This window comes from Maribacter sp. (assembly GCA_020629415.1).
Lineage (GTDB): Bacteria > Bacteroidota > Bacteroidia > Flavobacteriales > Flavobacteriaceae > Maribacter > Maribacter huludaoensis.
Genome location: JAHDDL010000030.1, coordinates 11,385 through 37,558, shown reverse-complemented (window position 1 = coordinate 37,558; position 26,174 = coordinate 11,385). Strand labels below are relative to the sequence as shown.

Genomic DNA, 26,174 nt, shown 5'->3' with positions numbered 1-26,174 from the left:
AAGATAAAGTTTAATGCTGTAACCTATAGTTTAGTTACAAAAACTATAATAGGTACCATAATGCCGGCAATTAATAGCAACTCCAGCAACTTTGGCTTTTTAATGGATTCTAAGTAGTTGACTATAAAGATGACAGAAGGAAAAAAAGTAATAATAACGGCATTGTTATTTTCAGAAGTCACGAGTATATTTACAATTAACCCTATTACGAATGAAAATGCTATTAAACGTAAGGTTATCACTTTACCCACCCCAGACTTACTAAGATTAATAAAGCCAGAAAATGCCAATGCCATATTGAACAAAGCATACAATGTCATTTTCAGACTTGTCCAAATTTTTATAGGAAATATTGCGTTATAATCAATAGCAAAATCATAATGGTTTCCAATAAATTCTGGCTTACCAAGCAATATTAAAATACCGTAGAGTATCATAAAAAAACAAAAACCTACGGATAGGAGTACCAACCAATTTTTTTTGTTTTCTGGGTCATAAATATAAATTGCTGCGAAAACTACCAATAAATACAATAAGGCCCATTCATAAAAAATACTTGAAATACAGATCCAAAGTCCGGCATCAAAAATTTTAAGTTTAATATTTTTTAATGATTTGATACTCAAAAGTCGCCTCATTGCCAAAAGAAGAAAAAAGCTAGTAAAAATGGCATTATTATCTCCTAAAGTATAAGGAAAAACCACAAATAGCAGCGTAAAAAATAAGATGGCAAATGAATTTGTTCCTGTGAGTTTATTACGTTTTACAATGAAATCAACAATAAAAACACTAAATAAAAGAGTAGTCAAAATAGCTCCCGACTTCGCAATTTCTACCTCGCTCAATGCAGTATCAAGTAAGTAAAATTGAACCGACCAATAGAAAAGAAACAAAAAAACCAGAAGAATAATGAAATTCACCGGTTTTGTTTTCTCAAAAATGCTTGAAATCATCTAAGCTTTTTATATTTTTGCTGGTAAATATAGTAATAAGATGAAATCATTTTTTGAAGGTATCGCAGATTTGTTCGTAAATGTACTATTTGCACCGTTAGATTTTTTGCGTTTTACAGATAGCTGGGCATTATCAAATATCTTAAACTGGATATTTATGTTGATCGGTTCGGTTGCTTTTGTTTATTGGATGCTTGAATTAAAGAAGTATAATGATAAAGGGGATGAAGATACATCAAGTACTTCTCACTCATACTTATAAATTTAAATTAAATCTTTATCGGTTTCTAAATTAGAAACCGATAAATGATTAACGTCTAAAGATCGAAACCAAGATCTTTTCTATAGTTCATTCCTTCAAAGGAAAGTTTTTCTACATTTTCATACGATTTAGATAACGCCGTTTTAAAGTTATCTCCAAAAGAAGTAATTGCCATTACCCTACCTCCGTTAGTAACCACTTTACCATCTTTAAGCGTTGTACCTGCGTGAAAAACTAAAGATTCATCAATTGCATCTATACCAGTGATTTCTTTTCCTTTTTCATAAGACCCAGGATAACCACCAGAAACGGTCATTACGGTGGTAGCAGTTCTATCATCTAATTTTAATTCTATTTCAGATAATTTTTGACTAGCTACAGCTTGCAGTAATTCTACCATATCATTTTGAATACGTGGTAAAACAACTTCGGTCTCAGGATCACCCATTCTAACATTATACTCAATGACCTTTGGATCATCACCAACCTTAATAAGCCCGATAAAAATAAAACCCTTATAAGGCATATTGTCCTTTTTAAGCCCTTCTACCGTAGGTTTTACAATTCTCTGTTCTATTTTGTCCATAAAAGCTTTATCAGCAAAAGGTACGGGTGAAATAGCGCCCATTCCGCCAGTATTGAGTCCGGTATCCCCTTCTCCAATTCTTTTGTAATCTTTAGCCGTTGGTAGTACTTTATAGCTATCTCCATCGGTCAGTACAAAAACACTGAGTTCAATACCATCTAAAAATTCTTCAATAACAACGGTGGAACTAGCCGTACCGAACTTTTTATCTACCAACATTGATTTAAGTTCAATTTTGGCATCATTAAGGTCATTTAATATAACCACACCCTTACCGGCAGCCAAACCATCGGCTTTTAAAACAAACGGAGGGTTCAGTTCTTCCAAAAACTTGAAGCCTTCCTCCACAGTTTCAGATGTGAAACTTTTATACTGAGCGGTAGGAATTTGATGGCGCATCATAAATTCCTTAGCAAATTCTTTACTGCCTTCTAGTGTTGCTGCTAATTTCTCCGGACCTATAACTGATACATTTTTCAGCTCAGCATCTTGCAAAAAGAAATCATGAATTCCATTAACCAAAGGATCTTCTGGTCCTACCATGACCAGTTCAATATTCTCCTTTAGAACCAATGTTTTAATGGCTTCAAAATCATTTACACCAATTGGTACATTAGTTGCGATTTCTTCCGTACCGGCATTTCCCGGTGCAACAAACAGTTGAGATAATTTATTACTTTGAGCCAATTTCCAAGCAAAAGTATGCTCGCGACCTCCGGATCCTAGAATTAAAATGTTCATTTTTTCAATTTTTGCAAACGTAATGTTTGCCCTTTATATAAATTATTTTGTAGAGAAATCTCTATGCTCCTTCTTTTGTAAATCCTCTGGAGACAAGGATTTGAAATAATCGTATACGATTTTTAAACCTTCTGCTCGATGAACTTTAGGTTCCCATCCCAAAATTTCTTTCGCTTTGGTAATATCAGGCTGACGTTGGGTAGGATCATCTTTCGGTAACGGCTTGTAAATTACCTTTTGTTTAGTTCCTGTCAACGCTATAATCTCTTCGGCGAATTCTTTAATGGTAGTTTCGTGCGGGTTTCCAATATTAATGGGATCTGTATAATCACTCAATAACAATCGGTATATTCCTTCCACTTGGTCATCAATATAGCAAAATGAACGACTTTGAGAACCATCTCCAAAAACCGTTAAATCTTCTCCACGTAACGCTTGACCCATAAATGCTGGAACCACTCTACCATCGTTTAAACGCATTCTAGACCCATAGGTATTAAATATGCGAACAATACGAGTATCTAGTCCATGATGTCTATGATAAGCCATTGTAATGGCCTCCATGAAGCGTTTTGCTTCATCATAAACTCCACGTGGTCCTATTGGGCTAACATTACCGTAATACTCCTCGTTTTGAGGATGAACTAAAGGGTCTCCATAAACTTCGGAAGTCGATGCCACCAAAATTCTAGCGTCTTTCTCTTTAGCGAGCCCAAGTAAGTTTAATGTCCCCAGAGAACCCACTTTTAGAGTTTCAATCGGAATCTTCAAATAATCTATTGGACTTGCAGGTGATGCAAAGTGAAGAATATAATCAAGTTTCCCTTCTAAATGAACAAATGTTGAAACATCGTGATGATGAAACTCAAAATGTTCTAATGGAAAAAGATGGGCAATATTCTTTAAATCTCCTGTAATAAGATTGTCCATTCCTATAACATGAAAGCCTTCAGCGATAAAACGATCGCATAGGTGAGAGCCTAAAAAGCCGGCAGCACCTGTAATTAGTATTTTTTTCATAATAATTCTAGTACGCTTTTTCTTCTCCTTTAAATAAGTTGGTAACCGTTTGGATAATAATACCCAAATCCAACAATAAAGACCAATTTTCTAAGTAAAAAATATCATATTTTACTCTATTGATTATATCCGTATCTGCTTCTATCTCCCCTCTAAAACCACTTACCTGGGCTAAACCGGTAATTCCGGGCTTTACACTATGTCTTAACATATATCTATTTGCTTTTTTCATGTATACCTCAGATAACGAAACCATATGCGGTCTTGGACCCACAACAGACATTTGGCCAAAGAAAACATTATAAAACTGTGGCATTTCATCTAAGCTTGTTTTCCTAATGAACCTACCTATCCTGGTAACTCGCATATCATTTTTTGTAACATGCAGAGCATCATTACCACGATTAACTGCCATCGACCGATATTTAAAACAATAAAACTCACGATTATCAAGACCATGTCTTTTTTGCAGAAACAACGTAGGTCCTTTAGACTCTAATTTAATCAATATAGCCATTAAAGGTGTAAGCCAGGATAAAACCAATAAAATAACAATTGAAGAAAAAATAATATCGAAAGTCCTTTTTATGAATGCATTTATTGAATCATGTAAGGCAATCTTTCTCAACGAAAGAATTGGAATATAGTCGTAGTATTCGTATTTCAGGTTTCTAGCAAAAATATCCTTGTTGTCAGGAATAAATTTAAGTGTTCGTAGGTTATTCTCTGCGAAATTAACAAGATGTGTTATTTGATCATTGGATAATTCGGCAACAGAGAAATAAATTTCATCAATATTATTTTCAACTACATACTCTAAACATTTCATCAGAGAAAAATTCTTATCTCTGACAGAGAATTTTTCTTTAAAATTTAAACCATAGTCCAACTTTGTTTGAAAAATCTTTATGAGCTGTCTTGTTTTTGCGTTGTCCCCAATTACAATAACACTTCTTCCGTTACCCTTTAATAAAACCCTGAACTTTTTTAAAAGGAAAAAGCTTAAATATTTAAAAAAGAAAACCACTACAGTTACATAAACAACATAAGATGCTAAAGCTATTCTACCAACATGCGGTTGCTTAAAAAATCCTATAAATGCATACAAGACAACAATAAACATTAAGACCTGCTTAAATAACAGTGAAAAAAGTTGTATTAAACGAGTTTGACGTTCAACTTCATAAAACCCATTCTTGACGGCTATAATTATCCACGAAAGTGTAACGTATCCAATAAACAAATATTGATTAACTAAGTAAATCTCAAAAAGCGATACTCCATAAATAAGTATAGCCAAATCAACCAGAGACATTAAAGGTTTAATAAATTTAGACCATCTTCCTTTTTTATACTTCAAATCTGTAGATTTAGCATTAAATGACCTTAAAACAGGTCAAGTTACATTTAATTATTTCTAGCTGTGCAAATTAGATTATTCTAGTCTTAAAACCTTACTTAAACTCTTTTTGACATTACAGAATTATTGAAATCTTATAAAACTAGTTTCTAAATTGCTTTAATACCTTCTTATTAATTTCTTTTCTGTCCTTATCAAAAAACCAACCCCATTTATTAAAATACTTAATCATTGAAGTAATATGATAATATAGAAGTTTATTACTTTTATAAGAACCCCTGCCGTGCTGATGTACTATAGTAACCTCTGGATAATATAATGTCTTAAAATACTTATGAATTCTTCTGGTTAAATCAATATCTTCAGGATACATGAAAAAACGTTCATCAAAACCATTTACTTCTTTAAAAACTTTGGTGTTTATGAACATAAAGCAACCCATAACGTAGGGAACTTCTATGATACGATCAAAATTAGAAAAATGCAATTCATAATTATAATCCATTTTTTCTTTTAAAGATTTTGATGGTATAAACCTACGAACAATAAGATTTGCGGGAGAGGGTAGTAATTTAGCCGAATACTGAATAGAACCATCAGGGTTAAGAATCTTTGGTGCCAAAAGTCCTACATTTTGATTTTTAACCATAAAATCATACATAGTATTAAGAATATTGACATCAAAATTTACATCGGCATTTAAAACTAAATGAAATTCTGCTATATCTTTGGCACATTTAATTGCCATATTATGACCTGATCCAAATCCTACATTTTTACCCGAATGTATATATTCTATTTGATCGTCTTTTTTAATTACCAACTTTAGTTTATTGGTTGGTGAATTATCAATAAAAAATAATTTAGTTTTAAGATTTGACCTCAGTATGGTCTCAGAAATATTTAAAATTTCCTCTTCATCTGTATTAAATAATACAACAGATACCGTTAAATTATAGGTCATGGGTTTTTGTCAAATTCATTAGTAATCTCATTTGCTTGCATGTTAGTCAAGAGTATAAATAAAAAACATAACACAAACAATGGTTTTGAAGTTTGTAATATGGACTCAGTTAAAAATACATAACAAAGACCAAATATAAATAAAACCATCGTCATCATTCTATTTTGAGCCATACGTCTCAAATAAATACCAATAGTTATAATTAATAACATAAAACCTATAAAACCAATTTCAGTCAAAAAAGTAACAAACTGATTATGAGCATGATTTAAAGGTTTAGGTATTACTGCCCTTCCTTCCTGCAGAAATTTCGGAGTATGGAGAATATTATCAGAACTACCGAGGCCATAGCCAAATAGAGGTTTGTCTTTAATTGCTTCCCAACTTACGACCCACAAATTAAATCTACTGCTATCAAAACAATCAATAAAGGAAAACAATAATATTGCAGTAATTATAAAAGCAGAAACATTAAAAACAATTCGCCACTTTAAACTTACTATTATAAGAATATTTATTAAAAAAATAAGATAAACCAATAACGATATTCTAGCACCAAAAAGAATGATGGTACCCAGTAGCAATAAATGATAAGCAATGACGATACCTGTTTTTTGATTTTTAACAACTCCCCCATATTTTAGTGGCAGTAATCCTACAATACCAAAGAAAGTTAAGAAGACGGCATGATCATAATAAATCCAATTTCGAATATTACCACTGTAAATCTTTATCTCATTAAAATACTCACCAATACTTAACCCAAAAACAGAACTAAAATTGAGTAAAAACGACAAGCCTGCTGTAACAAATAAAGCATTTAAAATCAGAAAAAAATAGACATAAATACTAGATAATTTTCGTCCATTGACAATATCACTACAAGTTACAGTTGCAAATAACAATAAAGCTAATTGATTGTCAATTACCTTTAACTCGGTTGGTCTTCCCATTATAAGGGTAAGAAGAAATAGTGTTATTAAAAGTAAACCTTCAAGATTTTTCATTTTGAATTTTCTGTCGCGTGTGCTTAAAAAGATTGCATAAGCACAAATTAATATAGACAAAAAGGTTGTCCATGCAATTTTCAAAGGAATGCAAATTATAAATAACAGCAACAATATATCTAACGGACTTGGCTTAAACTTAATATACCAACTCTTTATTTGTAAGCCGATAAATACTAAGAATGGTAATAACAACGCTGGAAGCCTTAAAGGGTGGTTATCCAATATTACTTTAACGAATGGATCAAAGACTATATACGGGTCATACGGTTCTATATTAGCCATCATAGTTATGCTATTCTCCCCTTTATTTAATCTTACAGAAGCACTATTGGTAAAAATATGTTCAAATAATTGCTTTTGTTTTAGCTTTAAAAAAGAATTCCCGTACTTTATTTGCATACTATCTATTTCCAATAAAGGAGTTTCTGGTTTGTTTCCAAAATCTAGCCTAAAATTAGTTAGTAATTTATTGGATTGGGGAATCTTGAATATTACAATACCACCTACGCTTCTATCAACTTCAACTTTATTTTCTTTATTAAATTTATCTGTAAATGAATAGTACAAAGCAGACTGGAATTCTACGTTGCGAGAGAAATAAAATTCAACCTCTACTATGTTAGACTTTATCGCATTCTTAATATCTAAAACTAATAATAACTGTAGCAGTACACCTGTTATAATTGTGGTTATTAGTAAAATTATAAAAGTTATATTATTTCGTTTTAAAATCATAAAAGTCTTTGCAATAAACTTTTTGCCAAGTTATACCGAATTTTTAATTTCCTAAATAATGAATTAGTGCTTTTAGATCCAGTTTCAGATGCATTATTGCCATGTCTTCGATAATAAATAAGTGGCTTATTAATGAAAAAAGTTTTTCCCGTAATTTCTGCTATCGACGAAATCCAAGCATCATGCATATAAATTTGAGATGGAAAAGGAAGTGCCTTCTCTAATATTGCACTTTTAAAGGCCATTGTGGCCCCTATGTAATTATTCTTAATAAGATTACGAATTAACCCTGTCCTATTCTTATTCCCACTGTAAAGCAGTGTGGTTTCTAATATATCTTCTTTAAAAACAGAAGCATTTGAAAAAACCAAATCATATTTTTCAAGGTATAATAAGGTTTCAGTAATTTTGTTAGGGTACCAGATATCATCTTGATCGGCAAGAAAGATAACATCACCTTTAGCTTTGCACAAAGCATTCTCAAAATTCATTATAATGCTTCTCTTTCCTGAATAAAATAGCTTAATTCTATTATCATTAAAACTTTTGATTATGTCCAAAGTTTTATCCGTTGACCCATCATCAGAAATAATCAATTCATCATTCTCTTTAAGTTGAGAAACTATGGAATCTAATTGTTTTCTTATAAAATCTTCGCCGTTAAAAACAGCCATACATACAGATATCATCATGATTTTATGACAATTTTTTTGTTCTCAAAAAAAGCGAAAATAACGCAATAAGCAAGTTGAAATGATATTCCTGTGACAACTAACATATTGGAAAAGATGTTTAACAATATTATAACCGAAAGTATCGACAAGGTTGTTATATGATAACTACTGTTCTTAGGTACTAATAACAATAGTATCACTAAATATATTGACAGATTAAATATAAAGAGTAAATAAGGTCCAAGCCAACCTAAATATGAAATAGATTTTGCATAGGTTGTACCTACGGTTAACCAAGGTATAAGCCTTTTCAAATCTCTTTGAACAATATTAAAAGGTCCTCCCAAGTTCTTAGATATTATTTGTGGGAGATTTTCATAGAAAATAAATCCAACAAAGTCTTTATCCACATCACTTGTCTTATCAACAGTATTTTGAAAATTTGCAAGTGGCGATGCTACATACAAGTACGTCCAATAAAATTCTTTAGGAATTGATGATTCCATGAAGTCTTCATTAGCCATACTTTGATCATAGATATAATCGCCTCCTGATCTAAGGTTACCAAGTACCCCAAACAAATAAAGTGCTCCTGTACATAAAAACAACAGTTTAATTTGATTTTTAAACTTTAAATTATTTGAGTAATGTATATATATGAAAATAGAAGACAGAAGACCTAACATTAATATACTTCTACTTAAAAATAACAACGCAGGTATGTATAATAGAAAATATAATTTTAAAAGCTTTTTATCTTTAGTTGATAAATAAGTCGAGAAAGTGTGTACTATAAGAAAAGAATTAAAAGAAATTAAAATACCGTGTAATATTGGTATACCAAATTCTAAATAATGAACGCCTGTTTGGTTTAATAATTTAGATAGCAAAGGAATACCACCTTCAACAACAAATTCTATTAAATAAAAAAACAGCAGAATAAAAGCACACCGATTAATAAGCTCCGTTTTGGTTTTTGAGAATGTTTTGCGAACCAATTTTAGATAGTCTACCATGAAACCAAAAAAACCAAAAAAAATAAACGTAATAGAAAAGAAAACTACCATCATTATAGAAATCTTCGGGTACAACGCACTCCAATCTAGCATGTAAACTAGAAATGAAAATGCAAATCCTATCAAATAAATATATAATGGATTACGTAATAATCTATACATCTAAAATTTAATTATACAATACCCTTATCTTTGAGTATTTTGTTTAGAATAGTGAGTTTTTGATGATGTTTCATTAAAAAGGCAATTAAAATTCCCCAAAGAATAAACATAAAAATACTCAAATAAAAATTGTGAAAATTTATCAGTTTGTCTAATACTGCAAACACAAATGCTATAAAGAGTACAGTTACATTTGAAACCGTAATAATATTGATTTTTGAAAATTCTATTTTAGAATACCATTGATAGCCAAAAAATAATAATAAATGAACGATAACACTTGTCCAAGCAGACCCAACAATTCCATAATACGGTATTATTATTAAATTAAAGGCAATACTTGCCACCATACTTAAAAAAACCACTTTCACCCTATTTACTTGATTATTTGATATTGTAAGCAACGTTCCATATATAGACGCACTTGTACGTAATAATATTACTATGCTTAAAGGTAAAACTAAAGGATAAGCTTCTATATATTCAGCAGTGTATAAAATATTTATTATTTCCCTATAAAAAAATGTAAAAAACAAAAACAGAGAACTACCTAATACAAGTAATAAGTAAAGTATATTACCAGATAATTCATCAATAGATTGATCGTTAGCATATTTAGATGAAAGGTACGGCAAAAGCACGTTAGACGCCACGTCTGAGACTATAAGGAATATATATATTATTCTAAATATTGATTGGTACAACGCAACATCTTCTGCATTTAGCAATAATGCTATTATTTGAGTGTCGACTGTAAAATAAAATGTGCCAAAAATAAAATGTGCACCATACGACCAACTGTATTTTATTAAATGTTTTTGTATACTTATATTAAACCAATTTTTAATAAAAATGTCTTTACAGTATAGTAAAGTAACTATTAATTGAAATAGCTTTGCAACAATCATATATTTAATAAATTCAACTGTTGTTAGTTGACCCTTATAAACAAGAAAGACTAGTAATGAAATTACAATTGCATAGGCAATTATTGAAAATGATGCATCTTTAAACTTATTCTTAACTCTCAATACTGCTTGTAAATAAAGTACATAAGCACTTACAACAGCGAACAAGACAAACAACTGACCTATAACTTTCCATTCACCAGTATAAAACACATATAAATACAATAGAAATAGACCACAAAAAAAAACAATAAGTACAATTTTTTGGCCAAGAGAGTTTAAGATGTACTCGCTATTTGGAAATAGCTTTTGAGGATAATCTTTCATAATCATTAAAGACTGACCAAAATCTAAACATGTTGTCAGTAATGTTGAAAATGAGAAACCAAAACTTAAAACCCCAAACTCCTCAATGGTCATTATTTTAGCAAGCAAAATAAAAATGATACCCCCTGTATATATTTGTAGAAATGCAGCTATAGATTGCCAAAAAATATTCTTAGATACAGTTGCCATTAATTTAATCTATTTGTATAGTTCCTTCTAAACCTGCAACTATATTACGTTTCACGCCTAATTCATTCATCCATCTTTTCACAATTAATGTTTTCCATGGACCACTGTCATAACCTTTTGCATCTATATTATTTTCCCACAACCATTTAGGCGTAGGCCAAAGTGCAATATTTGCAGAAACAGCAGTATAAAATTCTTTCGATACACCATCCTGTCCATGATGAGACATTTGTATAAAAGTGGATTGTAAAGATGTAAATTCATTATTATTTAAAACAACTTCACCTCCCTCAACGCCAAGATCACCGGTAAACAAAACACTTTTAGTTTTACTTTTAACTTGAAAAACCAAAGATGAATTGTTAACATGATTAATTAATATTTTTGGGTTTTTAATCCCTAATACATTTAAATTCACCCCATTACCTAAACTTAACACATCGCCAAACAATGGTAATTCCTGGTGAATATCTGTTTTATCAATACGTGTATAGAGTTCATTTGCGAAAGAATATGAAAGTTTTTCATGAACTCTGATCAATTCTAAATCTAATCTTGAATGAATAAAATTTTCAATGGTTATATCTATTTTATTTTTAGATAGGATAGAATTTAAAGCTCCTGCATGGTCTTTATGAGGGTGAGTAATTACCCAATAATGTACAGTACCGCCAAGTTGTAAAATATAATTATATAATAAATCTGAGATGTTACTATCCCCACCATCAATTACAATAATCTTATCATCATCGGTTTTAATAATATACCCCATTTGAGAAACATCTTTATACTGATCCAGTTGCCAGAGAGTAAAATCATTAGTCCTGTCTGAAAATAGTTTAATATCCAAAATTGAGGAATCATCATTACAACCTAAAAAAAGTAATATAAAAACTATAAGAAAATGAATTTGTTTTCTCATTTCTATTTTAAAATAGCCATTAAAGCATTAATCACTCTTTCAGAATTATTTGCATCACGATACTTATTATATAATTCACTTTTTTCTTTAATCAACTTGTTATTATTATCATCACCCCAGATATGTTTTAAGTGAAGCAAAATCTCATTCCAATTTTTTGCCATTGGACCTGCTATAGCATTCTCATATTCAAAATAAAGCTCCCTTGATTGTGACATATATTCTTTCAAATCAAAAGCAGCGAAAATTATTGGTCTTTCGGTTAACAAAAAATCAAAAAAAGCGCTAGAATAATCGGTAATTAAAGCATCAGCATCTTTTAGCATATAGTTGATATCTGAAGACGTATCACTATCTTTTAAATGTATTATCCTGGAATCTTTATTAGCTATGATCATTCCTTTTTTGGACTCAACAAAGTGACCCTTATTAATTAAGACGATATTCTCTTTTCTTAAGAAATCTTCAATAAAATTTTGATTAAAATCTGGTTGGGTAAATATATTCTTTGGTGTTTCACTGTTTCTAAAAGTAGGTAAGTAATAGACTAATTTGGAATTTGGAAAACGTTTCAGAATATCCATATTAAATACATCCATCTTTGTTTCATAAAAAACATCGTTTCTTGGACACCCAGTTTCCAATACTTGAGTAATATCGACTTTAAATGAAGTAGCCATTTTTTTTGTAAAAACAGAAGCATTGGAGATAACAAAATCATAATTAAATTCGTAAGAAATAGGAAATATGTTTTTAACTATTTTACTATAAAAAAAACCATTTACTTGGGAGTATTTATCATCAGCTCCTATTTTCTTTAAGGGACTACCATGCCATAGGTTTACGATAGTAGCTCCATTAATAAAAAATTCATTTACGTCTTGTTTTCTTGATGTAACGAATACCAATTTTGCTTTTAAGCAAAACCACAAACCTTTAAGACTCCATTTCATATAGGTTTCAAAACCTAAAGTTTTATTAGAATTAAATATGTCTTCATTAGTGGTAATCCAAACTGCTCTAATATCAGGATAATTCTCATGAATGTGTTTGAACAAATACATACTATTGTCAGAAAATCTTTCTCCATACCATGCTCCAAAGACCCACAGTTTTTTATTTCTTGATACTAGTAATTGCAAATACCAAAATGGTAAAAAAATTATGTAAGTAAAATATTTAAAAAGATTTGATAACATTAAGAAGGTGATTTATTAATCTTTAAGTATGGACTTAAGCTTTGTGGTAGAAATGCCTTCAGTCCTTTCGAAATAATGCACCTGACAATACTCTGAAAGGAAATCGAATTTTCCCCGCCAATCATCTCCCATCACAAAAATATCAACATTATTCTTGGTAACATCATCGACTTTTTGTTCCCATTCACTTTCAGGAATTACTAAATCAACATACTCTATAGATTCAAGCATTCTTTTTCTTTTTTCAAAAGAAAATTCACATTTTTTACCTTTCAACAAGTTAAATTCATCTGTAGAAAGACCTACAACAAGTCGGTCTCCCAAAGATTTTGCTCTTCTTAATATCTCAACATGCCCATAATGAAAAAGGTCAAACGTGCCATAGGTAAGAACAGTTTTATAATTGTTTTCCATTAACTCATCAAAAACTATATCCATTTTATTTTCTGAAGGGGAAATAAAAAAGTTTGCCATACGCATAAAAATGGGCAATCTTTTCTTTAATAAGTCTGGCATTGCCTCATCAATCATATTTAATGTTTTAATTCCTTCTAATACGACTGAATGATTAGTAAAGTCCGAATTAAAAAAACCTTTGCCAATTAATAGTCCTAAGGTTCTATTTCTGCTTAAATCATTTAATGCTGTTAAACCTAAGTCTCCAAACCCTGCACTTAAAAGCAAGGATTCTTCCCTTCCTCCAAGACCCTTTAATATAATTTTAATCTCTGCAAAACACTTTGTTAACACCATAAACCTCGTGTTCGCTGAGTTATATTGACCATCAACATAACCAAGAAAAATTGCGTAAATATTTTTAAGTGCACTTAGCAATTCCACACCTCTGATATCAGTAGTATAATCAATATATATGTTAGTATTCTTTATGATACTAGTTATTACATTATACTGCTCCTTGTAATCATAACCTAAAGTCAACAGAGTTGGTGCTGAATCTATCATTTCAGATGCAAAGGATGCTCCTTTTAACGATACTACGTTATCAACAGATAAAACTTCTCGAATTAATTCAACGATAGTTTTATTATTATTTAAAATACCTTTAGATAGGTTTACAATTAATACATCCTTTTTTAAATAAGGTTTTATTTTTTCTAATTCCCCTGCAATAAATTTAGTCGGCAAGGCAATCATTATAACAGTAAATTGATTTATGTATTTATAATCTATTACAGATTTTAAAGCTGGGTTTAATTTTTTATTTGGAAAATAAGTATGGTTTGTATGTTCTTTCATCAGTTCTTCATATCTAGAAGAAGATCTTTGAAAAAGATATATTTCATTTAAGGAATTGTACGCCAGTTGACTACCTACAGCTGTACCAAATGCTCCGCCACCTATAATTAATATTTTCATTTTCTACTTTATTAATTTCCTAAAACGAATTTATTATTAAAAGACACTCCCTTAAACTTTTCCTCCAATAAGGTATTTTAATACCTAGATTCGACTTAATTTTTGACTTGTCCATTACACTAAATGCTGGTCTTTTAGCAGGCGTTGGATAAGCTTCAGTTTTTATAGGAGATAATTCAACTTTAGTTTTACTTATTTCAAATATGGCTTCAGCAAAATCATACCAACTTGCAACACCCTCGTTACTATAGTGATAAACACCAAAATCAATACTTTTGATATTTATGAAAGCTACTATTACTTTAGCTAAATCTATCGCATAAGTTGGTGTGCCTATTTGATCGGCAACAACTCCTAAACTATCCCTTTCTCTACCTAATCGAAGCATGGTTTTTAAAAAATTATCACCAAACTCCGAGTAAAGCCAAGATGTTCTTATAATCACATGTTTTTTCCATGAATCAGCGATAGCAACTTCACCCTCTAGTTTAGTTCGTCCATATACGGAAACAGGATTCGCCTTATCTATTTCGGAGTACAAAGAGGATTTCTCTCCGTCAAAAACAAAATCAGTTGAAATATGAATTAGGACCGTATCATATAATTTACATGCCTCAGCAAGGTTTTTAGCACCATCAACGTTTACTTTAGTTGCCTGAAGTATTTCAGTAGCAGCTTTATCTACCGCTGTATATGCAGCGCAGTTAACACAGTGAGAAATTTCATTCTCCTTAAAAAAGGCATTTACTGCAGACCCATCCGTAATATCAAGTTGATCAGAACTTACATAAAGAAAATTCAAATCCTTATGCTCTTCACCAACCTTTTTTAGACAGGTGGACAACTGACCATTGCCCCCTGTAACAAGAATATTTTTCATAACCTAGCATCATTTAAAGTTGGCAAGATTAAATCTTTATCTGACACCCTGACTTCGTCTGAATCAATTTTCCAATCTATGGCTAATGAAGCATCATTGTATATGATACCACCTTCAGATTCTTTGTTATAATAATTATCGCATTTATAAAAAAATTCTGCAGTGTCAGACACAACCGAAAATCCATGCCCAAAACCTCTTGGTATAAAAAGCTGTTTTTTATTTTCAGCACTTAATTCTACAGCTACATGCTCACCGTAAGTAGAAGAATTTTTTCTTAAATCTACAGCTACATCAATAACTGTACCTTTCAAAACTCTAACCAACTTTGCTTGAGCATGTTCTCCTAATTGATAGTGAATTGCCCTAATTACACCTTTCTGAGAATAAGACTGATTGTCCTGTACAAAATCTACGTTTGCGCCTATACCTATATTAAACCTATCTTTATTAAAAGACTCAAAAAAATACCCTCTATCATCTGTAAATAGAACGGGCTCAATTATAAAACAACCTTTTAACTTAGTCTCTTTAAAATTCATTGATTCTTATTTAGAATACCTAATAGATTTTTACCATACCCACTCTTCATTAAAGGTACTGCGAGCGCCTTAAACTGTTTTTTGTCGATATAACCCATTTCATATGCTGCGCCTTCTATAGCCCCTATTTTAAGACCTTGACGTTCTTCTATAACCTCAACAAATTGTGATGCTTGCATCAAAGATTGAAACGTACCTGTATCTAGCCAAGCTGTTCCTCTATCCAAAATACTAACACTCAAATTTCCTCGCCTCAGGTATTCTTTATTTATATCCGTTATTTCCAATTCTCCTCTTGGACTAGGTTTTATATTCGCCGCAATTTCAACTACATCATTATCATAAAAATAAATACCAGGAACCGCAAAATTAGATTTAGGATCGGATGGTTTTTCTTCAATACTTATCGCAACGCCATTTTCGTCAAATTCAACAACACCATATCTTTCCGGATCATGAACTCTATAGGCATAAATAATACCCCCATCTGGATCATTATTGCTTTGGAGTAGTTTAGACAACCCCGAACCATAAAATATGTTGTCACCTAAAATAAGAGCAACTTTTTCATTACCAATAAAATCAGCGCCTATAATGAAGGCTTGTGCCAGACCGTTTGGCGCTTCTTGTACTGCATAGGAGAAAGAACAACCGAATTTTTTTCCATCACCAAGTAAATCTTCAAAAAGTGGTAAATCTTTTGGTGTCGATATAATTAATATTTCCTTGATTCCTGCATACATTAAAGTAGATACAGGATAGTAAATCATCGGTTTATCATAAATAGGCATTAGTTGCTTACTGACTGATAATGTTAACGGATGAAGCCTAGTTCCTGATCCTCCTGCCAAGATTATTCCTTTCATAAATTTGAATGATTTAAATATTCCTTTTTTACTCGGTATACATTTTTTTATAATACTCTTTATAATCACCAGAAGTTACATGATTTAACCAATCTGAATTATTAAGATACCAATCCACTGTCAACTCTAAACCTTCTTCAAAAGTTACAGAAGGTTTCCAACCTAATTCCTTATTAATTTTAGAGGCGTCTATTGCATATCTTAAATCATGACCAGGTCTATCTTTTACATAGGTTATCAGCTTCTCTGATTCACCTGCTGCTCTGTTTAGTTTTTTGTCCATTACTGTACAGAGTAATTTTACTAAATCTATATTTTGCCATTCATTAAATCCACCAATATTATATGTTTCGTGATTGGTGCCTTTATGATAAACCAAATCAATTGCTCTTGCGTGATCTTCTACAAAAAGCCAATCTCGAGTATACTTACCATCGCCATAAACCGGAAGAGATTTATTTTCCATTATATTATTTATAAAAAGTGGAATAAGTTTTTCTGGGAAATGATATGGTCCATAATTATTAGAACAATTGGTAATTACAAATGGTAAACCGTAAGTTTCACCATAGGCTCTAACAAAATGATCGGAACTAGCTTTGGAAGCTGAGTAAGGCGAATTAGGATCATATGATGTTGTCTCGGTAAACAACCCTTCTTGACCCAAAGCACCATAAACCTCATCTGTACTTACATGGTAAAATCGCCTGCCTTCGAATTTATCTTTCCAGGTGTTTTTAGCAGCATTTAAAAGGTTTACCGTACCAATAATATTTGTTTTTACAAAGGCAAGTGGGTCTTCAATAGAACGATCAACATGAGATTCAGCAGCCAAATGAATTACCCCATCAAAGTTAACATCGGCAAACAACTTATTGATAAAACTTTCGTCTACGATATCTCCTTTAATAAACTTATAGTTTGGCTTACCATCAATATCTTTTAAATTCTCAAGGTTGCCAGCATAGGTCAAAGCGTCAAGATTATAGATATTATAATTTGGATAATTCTTTACAAACCTTCTAACTACATGAGATCCAATAAAACCTGCGCCTCCTGTTATTAATATATTCATGCCTAAGTAATTCTTTTTTAGTGTATTAATTTTGATTTTTTATTTAAATATATCAAAGCAGACAACATGAAGAAAACCATAACAAATATTACAGGAATCAACACAATACTTTTTCCAAAAAAGGATTTATGTTCCACTTGAGGTTGCCCTAAATTAATGATACTTACCGGTACTGTTCGCTCTTCTAATTCTAACTTTTTTGCTTCAATATCTCTAATAAGTCCTGTTTTATATTCAAAAATGTCAGCTATATTGACTTGCTCTTGATTGTCTAAAACTATTCTTTCATTTGAAAAAGTACTCCCTTTGCTAGCTAGTCCAGTGGTATAGTTAGTAATAATTTGATCTACTTGAATTAAAAGTTTTTGGTCTTCCTCGATACGCATGTTTGCATTACTCCTATACACTTCTAAAAGACCATTGAAATATGTATTTGTGTTGATATAGCTTAATACTTTTTTTGCAAATATTTTACCAACAGTTGGGTCTTTATAGTAGAATGTAATTCTATGGTTAAAAGAACTTTTATTCAGTAACTCTGCCCTAACAATATCTGCTATGGCATCTGTATTTTCAAAACTTTGAAGTAATTCTAAATATTTAATATCACTCTCAGAGTTACCAACTTCAGCAACTCTGCTAATGTCAATGTTTAAACCATTGAAATCGATATTTTCGACACCTATAGATTTAAAATATAAAGTGTCTTTTGATTTTATATTAGATTGAATTTCGTTTACAACATCATACAAGTAGTTTTTACTTTCAATTTGAGGTTTTACAATCACCTCGGTTTTATATTTTTTTGATATAATTTGATTTAAACCATAACCAATCGCAAGTCCAACAACTACTAGGCCAATAAGTAAAAGCATGTTCTTTTTAAGGTATAGAAATACTCTTAAAATCCAACGAAAAATAGCATTGTAGCCTCTTCTAAATAATTGAAATAATTGCCCCAAATCAATTTCATCAGAATTGTTTTGGGTAGATGGTAATTGATTGCTTGCCATGCTATGTATTGAATATTTGTTTTAAAATTTTATCCGTAATCAAGTATGTAGGCTTTACACCTGTTGTTCCTAATCCACCTGATGCCAATGTACTACCGGTTTCCAAAGGATTATCAGATGCGTAATATGCATAGCGTACTTTAACATCTTCACCTATACTCTTACGAATCTTTGACGCAGATTGTATTGCTTTCTGATAATGCACACCTTCCATTTCAAGTCCGATAACGTTCCAGGTCGATTTATGAAAGAACTTTAAAATATCCTTGTTTTGAAGTGACGTTCCCAAAACAGTCACCATTGTTCCTTCAAAAACTTCTAGACCATAACCTTCAAAATCTTTGGCACACAATTCATTTTTAAACGGATAATTGTCTGCAGTACCTTCAAAAATATGTGCTGAAGGTATCATTAAATCGCCCTTACCTCCTTCTAAGATACCTGCTTTTCCCATTATTGAAACTGAATCAACATTAATTAAAGAGGTATGGTTCTTTTTGGTGATATAAGGTTTTAACAACTCGTCTATTGTCTCATACGCTTGTTCACCAAACGCGTAATCCATAACAAATATAACAGGTTTTTTATCAAGGTCTTTTTCAGAAAACTGATACGAACAATTATCTACTTTAATTTTGGCGGTGTCAAAAATTTGAACATCAATATTGGTTCCTGAGGTATCATCCATGATAATCATACCGTTCTTTTCCGCCAAATCTGTCACCTTTTTTCTAAGTGCCGCATTACCGGAACTACTTAAGGCTTCAAATATTTCTAATGAGTCGGTGTTCGGAAATTCTTTTTTCAAAGCAGCTTTGGCAAAAAGAGAATTCATAACACTATGCATATTGGCAGAAATAATATGAATTGGCCTGTGCATTAGGTTGTTCTTTACTAAAACTTCCTTTATGTTATTTGCCCAACGTTCACCATGTATATGATGACCTAGTCTTTCTCTTAATAAGGCACTAAACGTAACCGCTCTTTTCTCTCCAGAGATTTCTTCATCTAAAGCTAGCTTACCCAACCAATAAATAACATTTAAAAAGCGATCAGGGTTACTTTTGCTGCTGAATTTTTTGTAAACCTCTAAAATCTCTTCGAAAGACCTGCCTAATATATTGGCGGTATGTATAAGTGCAATTTCTCGCTCCGCCTGTGTCAAGTCTTCTTGTTTAACGGCGTTTTCAAGTTTGGTCCAATCTCTTATCGTCTTCTCTGTATCCGTTATCAATACACGTTTACATATTTTTTCAGATTCAATAAATAGAAATGTAAGGTGTGTAAGAATATCATAGATATCTGAACGGCCTCTAGTAATTTCAATATTCATCTGCTCGTTGTCTATACGATAACAGTTCCTTCTTCTTTTAGGTGGAATAATAGGACTGATATGAGATATACCATAGCCTTCGTCTGAAGTTAGATTTATAAATGAACATTGTTCTATTCCCTCAGGTAATCTTTCTAGAACATATATAAGTCCGTTCAATTCCGCTTTTTCTTCTCCTACAGATCCATATATTTCTGGTCTCAACTGTAGTAGAGCATTTTTCAATGCTTCACCAGAAACTCCGTTTGGTTTATAAAAACCTCTATTAAAAAGATGGCGCATAGTAATATACATGCGTTCTATTGCATTTGTAGACTCTTGCGCTCTTGTTGTTGTAATTGCTTTTCCCATTTATGATTTCAAACGAAATTACGATTTATAATTTGTTATTAAAAAGCTAGTTATTTTCTACTTTAAATTTTGAAAGTCTATCTGCTACTTTTCGGTCGTTAGATAATCGTTGTACTTTATTCTGTCCGCCTAACTTTCCTATGGATTTCATGTACTCTAAAAATCCTCCGTTTTTAATTGTAGTAATTTTTAAGGTCTGTAATACTTTGCCAACGATCAAATCATAATAATAACTATTTTGTTTTTGTAGTGCCAAATCTAATTCTTGAATAAAAATATCCATATCTGAAGGCAATTTTTCAAATTCTATAAACCACTCGTGATAGGGTAGTTCATTTTCTTTAGGTGTAATTTGTGGTGCTACAGTAAATTCACTAACACTGGCATCGGTTGCCTTAGTCGCTACCAACATTGCCTCTTCTACTTCTTTGGCAATAACGTGCTCGCCAAAAGCAGAAATAAAGTGCTTTATACGTCCGGATACTACGATTTTAAATGGATATGTTGAAATAAACCGAATGGTATCGCCTAGGTTATAGGCCCATAACCCGGCATTGGTACTAATAATCATCACATAATCAACACCTACCTCAACATCTTTTAAGGTAAGTCTTTTAGGCTGCTCGTCAAAAAATTTATCCGATCGTACAAACTCATAATATATTCCTGCATCCAAAAGCAGCAACATACCGTTTTCTTTTTGAGAATTTTGATATGCAAAAAAGCCTTCGCTTGCCGGAAACAATTCTATACTAGCAACCTTTCTTCCAATTAAAGTTTCAAATTTTTTTCGATATGGCTCATAATTTACGCCACCATAAATGAACAACTCAAAATTATTGAACAAATCACCAATATACTCATTGGTATTTTCTTTTAGTTTTTCAAAGTACATCTGAACCCAAGAAGGTATACCTGCAATAACGGTCATATCTTCGTTCTTGGTTTCTTCTACAATGGCATTGACCTTAGTTTCCCAATCTTCTATACAATTGGTTTCCCAACTTGGCATTCTGTTTTTCTGTAAATAATTGGGTACATAGTGTGCAGATATCCCTGAAAGCCTTCCCAGTTTTACTCCATTTTTTTCAGTTAACACAGGACTTCCTTGTAAAAAAATCATTTTACCGGTAACAAACTTCGCATTGCCAGTTTCATGTATATAATTGAGTATTGCATTTCTAGATGCCTTTACCTGTTCTTTAATACTCTCTTCCGTAATTGGTATATATTTAGCACCGGAAGTGGTACCAGAAGTTTTTGCAAAATAAAGGGGTTTACCCGGCCAAAGAATATCTTCTTTACCTTTTACTACAAGGTCTACATAGTCTTTTAGCTGTTCATAATCCCTAATAGGAACTTGTGCTATAAAATCATTATGCGTTTTTATAGTCTTAAAGCTATGATCTTTCCCAAAACTAGTATTTAAGCCTTTAGCAATAAGTTCTTTAAACACTTTTTCTTGTGTTTCAAGGGGATTGCCGACCCACCTATCTGTTCTTTTAGCGATACGGTGTGCAAAAATTTTAGCAGCAATGGTCTTTAGTGACATTTAGTACTAGTTAAAATCAATATAATTTAAAGGGTCGATCGGTGTTCCGTTATCCCATATTTCAAAATGTAAGTGCGGTCCAGTAGTAAGCTCACCGGTATTACCTACGGCAGCAATTACTTCACCGCCCCTTACTATATTACCTTGGTATTTAGATAAAGAACCATTATGCTTATAAACACTTAATAAACCGCCCTCATGTTCAATTATAATTACATAACCTGTATCTGCGGTCCATTCTGAAAATATTACCGTACCGTTGGCTACCGCTTTTACAGGACTATCGGTAACTGCGGTTATGTCTACTGCATAATGTTTTTCATTAGGATTAAAGCCCATTGAAACCGAACCGGTAACAGGGGTAAACAAAACTAAGTTCTTTTTATCTATCGTTCTTTCAAACAAGTTGTATTTGTCTTCAAGTGCAACCTCTGCCCGTAATAATGAATCCTCCTTAATAGGATTTAAATCTACAGATGCCGGATCTAATTTAAACTGTTGAAAAAGGGAATCTCTATTGACCAAGTTGTTTTCAATATCACCCTTTAAAACCATGCGAATATTATCTAAATACTTATTGGTATAATTTAAGGTTCTAATTAGTGAATCTGTTTTATAAGTTAGCTCCGTAGCTTCCTTTTTCAATCTTGTAGAGGAATACCCTGGTATATATTCTCTTAGGGGCGTAAAGGCAATTAGTAGTGTTGTAAGTCCTATAAGGGTAATCATAAAAAGAGATCCCGTCACAAATACATTCAGTCTACTTAATTTAAAGGAAATCTTTTCTTCAAAAGTACTTTCGTTTAATATTACCAAACGGTACTTATGAAGAAGCTTCCTTTTTATTTCCTTCCTTTTTTTGACTTTCTTTTTGGCCATTACAACAAAGATAAACTTAGAATTTCATTTTTAACCCTTTCATAGATGAAATATAATGGCATTAGCGCCATCTATAAAGCGCTATCTACTTAATTTATAGTTAAATTACCATTTAAGTAAAACCAATTTAATTTTACAACGGGTTTCTATAGTACTTTTTAGTATCTTTGAAATCTATTTTAAATCATAGTCTTATGACCATATTATCTACTTTTTTAGCCATAGGCGCTCCACAAATCATATTAGTGGTAGTTGTAATTCTATTATTGTTTGGAGGAAAAAAGATTCCGGAATTGATGAGAGGATTAGGTAGTGGCATCAAAGAATTTAAGGATGCTTCGAAAGAAGATGAACAATTAGAAGAAAAGAAAAAGGAATAAATACTATTTTATTCTTGCATATAATTTTTAAAGCTCTGATATTCAGGGCTTTTTTTGTTTAATTCATTATTTAAAGATTTTCAAAAATCCTGTAAAAATACTTAGCACGCAACTTACCGTATAAATTGGCCGTTTATCGAGACTGGCTTGACTACAAGGCTACTAAATAGTATTCGTTCACGACATAAAAACCCTCTTTCACAACAATTAATATTCAGAATATCGCTTTACTACTAATTTCGTTAGACTTATAGTACTAAAAATCCATAACTAACCGTTGGTACTATACTTAAAACCCCTGTTGAATATAAAGTTCAACTAAGAATTATGTCTATGAGAAGTGTATTAAATTTATTTTTTCTGGTCTTTATCGTTTTTGCCCAAGCTCAAGGTTTTCAAGATGATCTTGAATCTGATGTAGCGAATAATGGTGACAATTCTATAGTATCTATAGCAGAAAAAGAAGACAAGAAAAATTTTCAAAGAGCTGCTGAAGCATTGTCCATTCCATACAGAGCCTTTCATGATATTCCAGAAACTGAAAATGGTTACTACGTTATAGCCGGTACTTTTTCTAAAGACAAAAATCTAAAATCCCAAATTAAAAAATTAAATAAAAAAGGATTCAGTGCAGGTTATTTTCAAAATCCTCAGAACCTATTATACTATTTGTATTTAAACCATTATACATCTTGGGAAGAAGCGTTGAACGATTGTTCGACAGAATTTAATAACCGTTATGACGATGAAGTTTGGATACTTAAAATGATTAACAACAATACTTATAATGAAACCGAAGCTATTTCTGAGTTACCAACAGTATCTGAATCTAAAATAGAGGCAACGTCAATATTTCAAGATACACCAGTGACACAACTAGAAACAGAAAGTATACCTGTTGAAGATGTTTCTTATGAAATGATTACTTCTTCTAAAGATAACGACCCTGCTTACAAATCCAAGTTAATTAAAAGAGCAGATGAATATTTTGACAAAATGTGGTATGCAGAAGCTGCTAAAATTTATGAGCAGGCTTTATCTAAAGGAGAAAAAGCTTATACCTATGATGTATTAAAGAAAGCTGGCGACGCCCATTATTTTAATACCGATATGGAAAATGCATATAAATGGTATAACATATTATATACCAAATATGAGTCTGACATGAGTTCTGACTACTTATTTAAATATGCTCACTCATTAAAAGGCATTGGAAATTACAAAAGATCAAAGCGTCTTTTAAAACTGTACAATAAGAAATTGGCAGGAGAAGAAATTGAACAAGACATAGAAAAAAATGAGATCGTATTAGACGGTCTGTTAAGGATGGAAGAAAGGTTTGATATAGACAACCTTTCCATTAACTCCAAATACTCAGAATTTTCTCCTATGTATTATGGTAACGATGAAATGGTTTACGCATCTGCCAAAGATTCATCTATATTTAATACCAGAAAGTATAAATGGAATAATCAGCCTTATTTAGATTTGTTCGTTGCAAAGGTTAATGAAGAGTCTCAAGATTTTAAAGATGCTATTAAATTCTCTAAAAAGATAAATACCAAATATCATGAAGCTTCAGTTGCTTTCTCTCCAGATAATGAGACCATGTATTTTACGAGAAACAATTATGGTAAAAAATTAAAGAGAGATAAGAACGGTATTAACCACCTTAAAATTTACAGATCCAAAAAGGTTGATGGTGAATGGTTAGAAGCAGAAGAGGTTTCTTTTAATAGTGACAACTACTCTACCGGTCATCCGGCATTAAGCCCTGACGGAAAGCAATTATACTTTGTTTCGGATATGCCAGGTAGTATTGGTGATACGGATATTTTCGTAGTAGACGTATTACAAGATGGTTCTTTTTCTACACCTAGAAACCTTGGTCCGGAAATTAATACGGAACACAAAGAAATGTTTCCTTTTATTAATGACAAAAAATTATATTTCTCATCAGACGGTCATGTTGGTTTAGGAGGCTTAGATGTATTTGAAGTTGCCTTTGACGACGAAGCCGGTTTCTTAGAAGTACGTAATGTAGGTAAGCCCGTTAATAGTAGTAAAGATGATTTTTCCTTTATCGTAGATGAAGAGTCTCAAAAAGGGTATTTTGCATCTAACCGAGATGGCGGTATAGGTGATGACGATATCTATTCATTTAAAACATTGGAAGTTGAAGAAATACCAACCAGTATAAATGCTATTGCAGGTGTTGTAACTGAATTGATTACCGGTGATTTAATGCCTAATGCATTAGTTGAATTGCTAGATGAAAATAACATAAAACTTAAAGAAATGGAGACCGATGAAAACGGTAACTTCATTTTTGAAGATCTTGATGCCGATACGCGTTATGTATTAAAGACAACAAAAGGGTCCTATTTTGATGATACCAGAGAAGCTGCAACTAAAGACAATGAAACTGTTAATGTAGATATCTCAATGAGAAAACTTAATGATATGATTGCGGTTGAAAATGGTATTAAGAAGCTTAAGACAGAGATGATTCACTTTGACTTCGATAAATCATACATACGTACAGATGCCGCTGTTGAACTTGATAAGTTGGTTGAAGTAATGAAAGATTCGCCAAACATGGTCATCAAAATAGAATCCCATACGGATTCTAGGGGTGCGGCAGTCTATAACAAATACTTATCGGACAAGCGTGCTAAATCTACCAGAGACTATATAATTTCACAGGGGATAGATGCAAGCAGAATTGAAAGTGCTATAGGTTATGGTGAAGAACGATTGATTAATGGTTGTGACGGTACCGTTCGTTGTACTGAAGAACAACACTACCTAAACCGTAGATCAGAGTTTATTATCGTAGATATGTAATAGGTAAATACAACAAAAAGGACCCGCTAATAAGCGGGTCTTTTTTGTTAC

Annotated in this window: 23 protein-coding genes; 3 read left to right on the top strand and 20 right to left on the bottom strand. The window is 31.8% G+C overall.

The features are described from left to right. Positions 1–23: 23 nt before the first annotated feature. Entirely contained in the window at positions 24–953 is a 930-nt protein-coding gene (locus QZ657_RS12655; protein WP_291967294.1) for a DUF6427 family protein, read from the bottom strand. 40 nt (positions 954–993) lie between these two features. Here QZ657_RS12655 and QZ657_RS12650 point away from each other — a divergent pair, with 40 nt between their 5' ends. Next, a complete protein-coding gene (locus QZ657_RS12650) occupies positions 994–1,215 on the top strand; it encodes a DUF6341 family protein (RefSeq protein WP_276470531.1) in 222 nt (73 codons plus the stop codon). Positions 1,216–1,270: 55 nt separating this feature from the next. Here QZ657_RS12650 and purD read toward each other — a convergent pair whose 3' ends face one another. The 19 genes from purD to QZ657_RS12550 form a co-directional block, all read right to left on the bottom strand. Further along, positions 1,271–2,542, bottom strand: a complete 1,272-nt coding sequence (gene purD / locus QZ657_RS12645) for a phosphoribosylamine--glycine ligase (RefSeq protein WP_291967291.1) — start codon at positions 2,540–2,542, stop codon at positions 1,271–1,273. Between the two features lie 42 nt (positions 2,543–2,584). Next, entirely contained in the window at positions 2,585–3,562 is a 978-nt protein-coding gene (locus QZ657_RS12640; RefSeq protein ID WP_291967290.1) for a UDP-glucuronic acid decarboxylase family protein, read from the bottom strand. 7 nt (positions 3,563–3,569) lie between these two features. Then, positions 3,570–4,922, bottom strand: coding sequence for an exopolysaccharide biosynthesis polyprenyl glycosylphosphotransferase (locus QZ657_RS12635; RefSeq protein WP_291967289.1), 1,353 nt, complete (start codon positions 4,920–4,922; stop codon positions 3,570–3,572). A gap of 142 nt (positions 4,923–5,064) precedes the next feature. Beyond that, positions 5,065–5,886, bottom strand: a complete 822-nt coding sequence (locus QZ657_RS12630) for a glycosyltransferase (RefSeq protein WP_291967287.1) — start codon at positions 5,884–5,886, stop codon at positions 5,065–5,067. Next, positions 5,883–7,631, bottom strand: coding sequence for an O-antigen ligase family protein (locus tag QZ657_RS12625; protein ID WP_291967284.1), 1,749 nt, complete (start codon positions 7,629–7,631; stop codon positions 5,883–5,885). Before QZ657_RS12625 ends, QZ657_RS12630 begins: the two co-directional genes overlap by 4 nt. Further along, positions 7,628–8,323: a glycosyltransferase family 2 protein gene (locus QZ657_RS12620; protein ID WP_291967283.1), complete on the bottom strand. Its 696-nt coding sequence runs from the start codon at positions 8,321–8,323 to the stop codon at positions 7,628–7,630. The genes QZ657_RS12625 and QZ657_RS12620 overlap by 4 nt, the downstream gene beginning before the upstream one ends. Further along, positions 8,320–9,375, bottom strand: coding sequence for a hypothetical protein (locus tag QZ657_RS12615; RefSeq protein ID WP_291967281.1), 1,056 nt, complete (start codon positions 9,373–9,375; stop codon positions 8,320–8,322). Before QZ657_RS12615 ends, QZ657_RS12620 begins: the two co-directional genes overlap by 4 nt. A gap of 119 nt (positions 9,376–9,494) precedes the next feature. Beyond that, positions 9,495–10,907 (bottom strand): oligosaccharide flippase family protein, encoded by a 1,413-nt coding sequence (locus QZ657_RS12610; protein WP_291967279.1) that lies wholly within the window; start codon positions 10,905–10,907, stop codon positions 9,495–9,497. Between the two features lie 4 nt (positions 10,908–10,911). Further along, the gene (locus QZ657_RS12605) at positions 10,912–11,829 is read right to left on the bottom strand and encodes a ComEC/Rec2 family competence protein (protein WP_291967277.1); all 918 of its coding nucleotides are present in this window, start codon (positions 11,827–11,829) and stop codon (positions 10,912–10,914) included. Positions 11,830–11,831: 2 nt separating this feature from the next. Further along, positions 11,832–13,028 carry a CDP-glycerol glycerophosphotransferase family protein gene (locus QZ657_RS12600; protein ID WP_291967275.1) on the bottom strand — a complete coding sequence of 399 codons (1,197 nt, stop codon included), beginning with the start codon at positions 13,026–13,028 and terminating at the stop codon, positions 11,832–11,834. A gap of 15 nt (positions 13,029–13,043) precedes the next feature. After that, complete coding sequence (tagD, locus tag QZ657_RS12590) at positions 13,044–14,405, bottom strand: glycerol-3-phosphate cytidylyltransferase (RefSeq protein ID WP_366934173.1); 1,362 nt, start codon at positions 14,403–14,405, stop codon at positions 13,044–13,046. Positions 14,406–14,424: 19 nt separating this feature from the next. Next, positions 14,425–15,285 (bottom strand): dTDP-4-dehydrorhamnose reductase, encoded by an 861-nt coding sequence (gene rfbD / locus QZ657_RS12585; RefSeq protein ID WP_291967273.1) that lies wholly within the window; start codon positions 15,283–15,285, stop codon positions 14,425–14,427. Further along, complete coding sequence (rfbC, locus tag QZ657_RS12580) at positions 15,282–15,827, bottom strand: dTDP-4-dehydrorhamnose 3,5-epimerase (RefSeq protein ID WP_291967271.1); 546 nt, start codon at positions 15,825–15,827, stop codon at positions 15,282–15,284. Before rfbC ends, rfbD begins: the two co-directional genes overlap by 4 nt. After that, positions 15,824–16,693: a glucose-1-phosphate thymidylyltransferase RfbA gene (gene rfbA, locus QZ657_RS12575; protein WP_291967269.1), complete on the bottom strand. Its 870-nt coding sequence runs from the start codon at positions 16,691–16,693 to the stop codon at positions 15,824–15,826. The genes rfbC and rfbA overlap by 4 nt, the downstream gene beginning before the upstream one ends. Before the next feature lie 28 nt (positions 16,694–16,721). Continuing rightward, on the bottom strand, positions 16,722–17,768 hold the full coding sequence (gene rfbB, locus QZ657_RS12570; RefSeq protein WP_291967268.1) for a dTDP-glucose 4,6-dehydratase: 1,047 nt from the start codon (positions 17,766–17,768) through the stop codon (positions 16,722–16,724). Positions 17,769–17,785: 17 nt separating this feature from the next. Further along, entirely contained in the window at positions 17,786–18,781 is a 996-nt protein-coding gene (locus tag QZ657_RS12565; RefSeq protein ID WP_291967267.1) for a hypothetical protein, read from the bottom strand. A gap of 1 nt (position 18,782) precedes the next feature. Continuing rightward, positions 18,783–20,465, bottom strand: a complete 1,683-nt coding sequence (locus QZ657_RS12560) for a DUF6909 family protein (protein ID WP_291963389.1) — start codon at positions 20,463–20,465, stop codon at positions 18,783–18,785. A 46-nt stretch (positions 20,466–20,511) separates the two neighbouring features. Further along, on the bottom strand, positions 20,512–22,017 hold the full coding sequence (locus tag QZ657_RS12555; RefSeq protein ID WP_291967265.1) for a GH3 auxin-responsive promoter family protein: 1,506 nt from the start codon (positions 22,015–22,017) through the stop codon (positions 20,512–20,514). Between the two features lie 6 nt (positions 22,018–22,023). Next, positions 22,024–22,896 (bottom strand): M23 family metallopeptidase, encoded by an 873-nt coding sequence (locus tag QZ657_RS12550; RefSeq protein WP_291963393.1) that lies wholly within the window; start codon positions 22,894–22,896, stop codon positions 22,024–22,026. A 194-nt stretch (positions 22,897–23,090) separates the two neighbouring features. Between QZ657_RS12550 and tatA the strand changes: the two genes are divergently transcribed. Together tatA and QZ657_RS12540 are read left to right on the top strand one after the other, a co-directional pair. Then, the gene (gene tatA / locus QZ657_RS12545) at positions 23,091–23,276 is read left to right on the top strand and encodes a twin-arginine translocase TatA/TatE family subunit (protein ID WP_073241438.1); all 186 of its coding nucleotides are present in this window, start codon (positions 23,091–23,093) and stop codon (positions 23,274–23,276) included. 333 nt (positions 23,277–23,609) lie between these two features. Next, positions 23,610–26,123 carry an OmpA family protein gene (locus QZ657_RS12540; protein ID WP_291967263.1) on the top strand — a complete coding sequence of 838 codons (2,514 nt, stop codon included), beginning with the start codon at positions 23,610–23,612 and terminating at the stop codon, positions 26,121–26,123. Positions 26,124–26,174 lie beyond the last annotated feature (51 nt).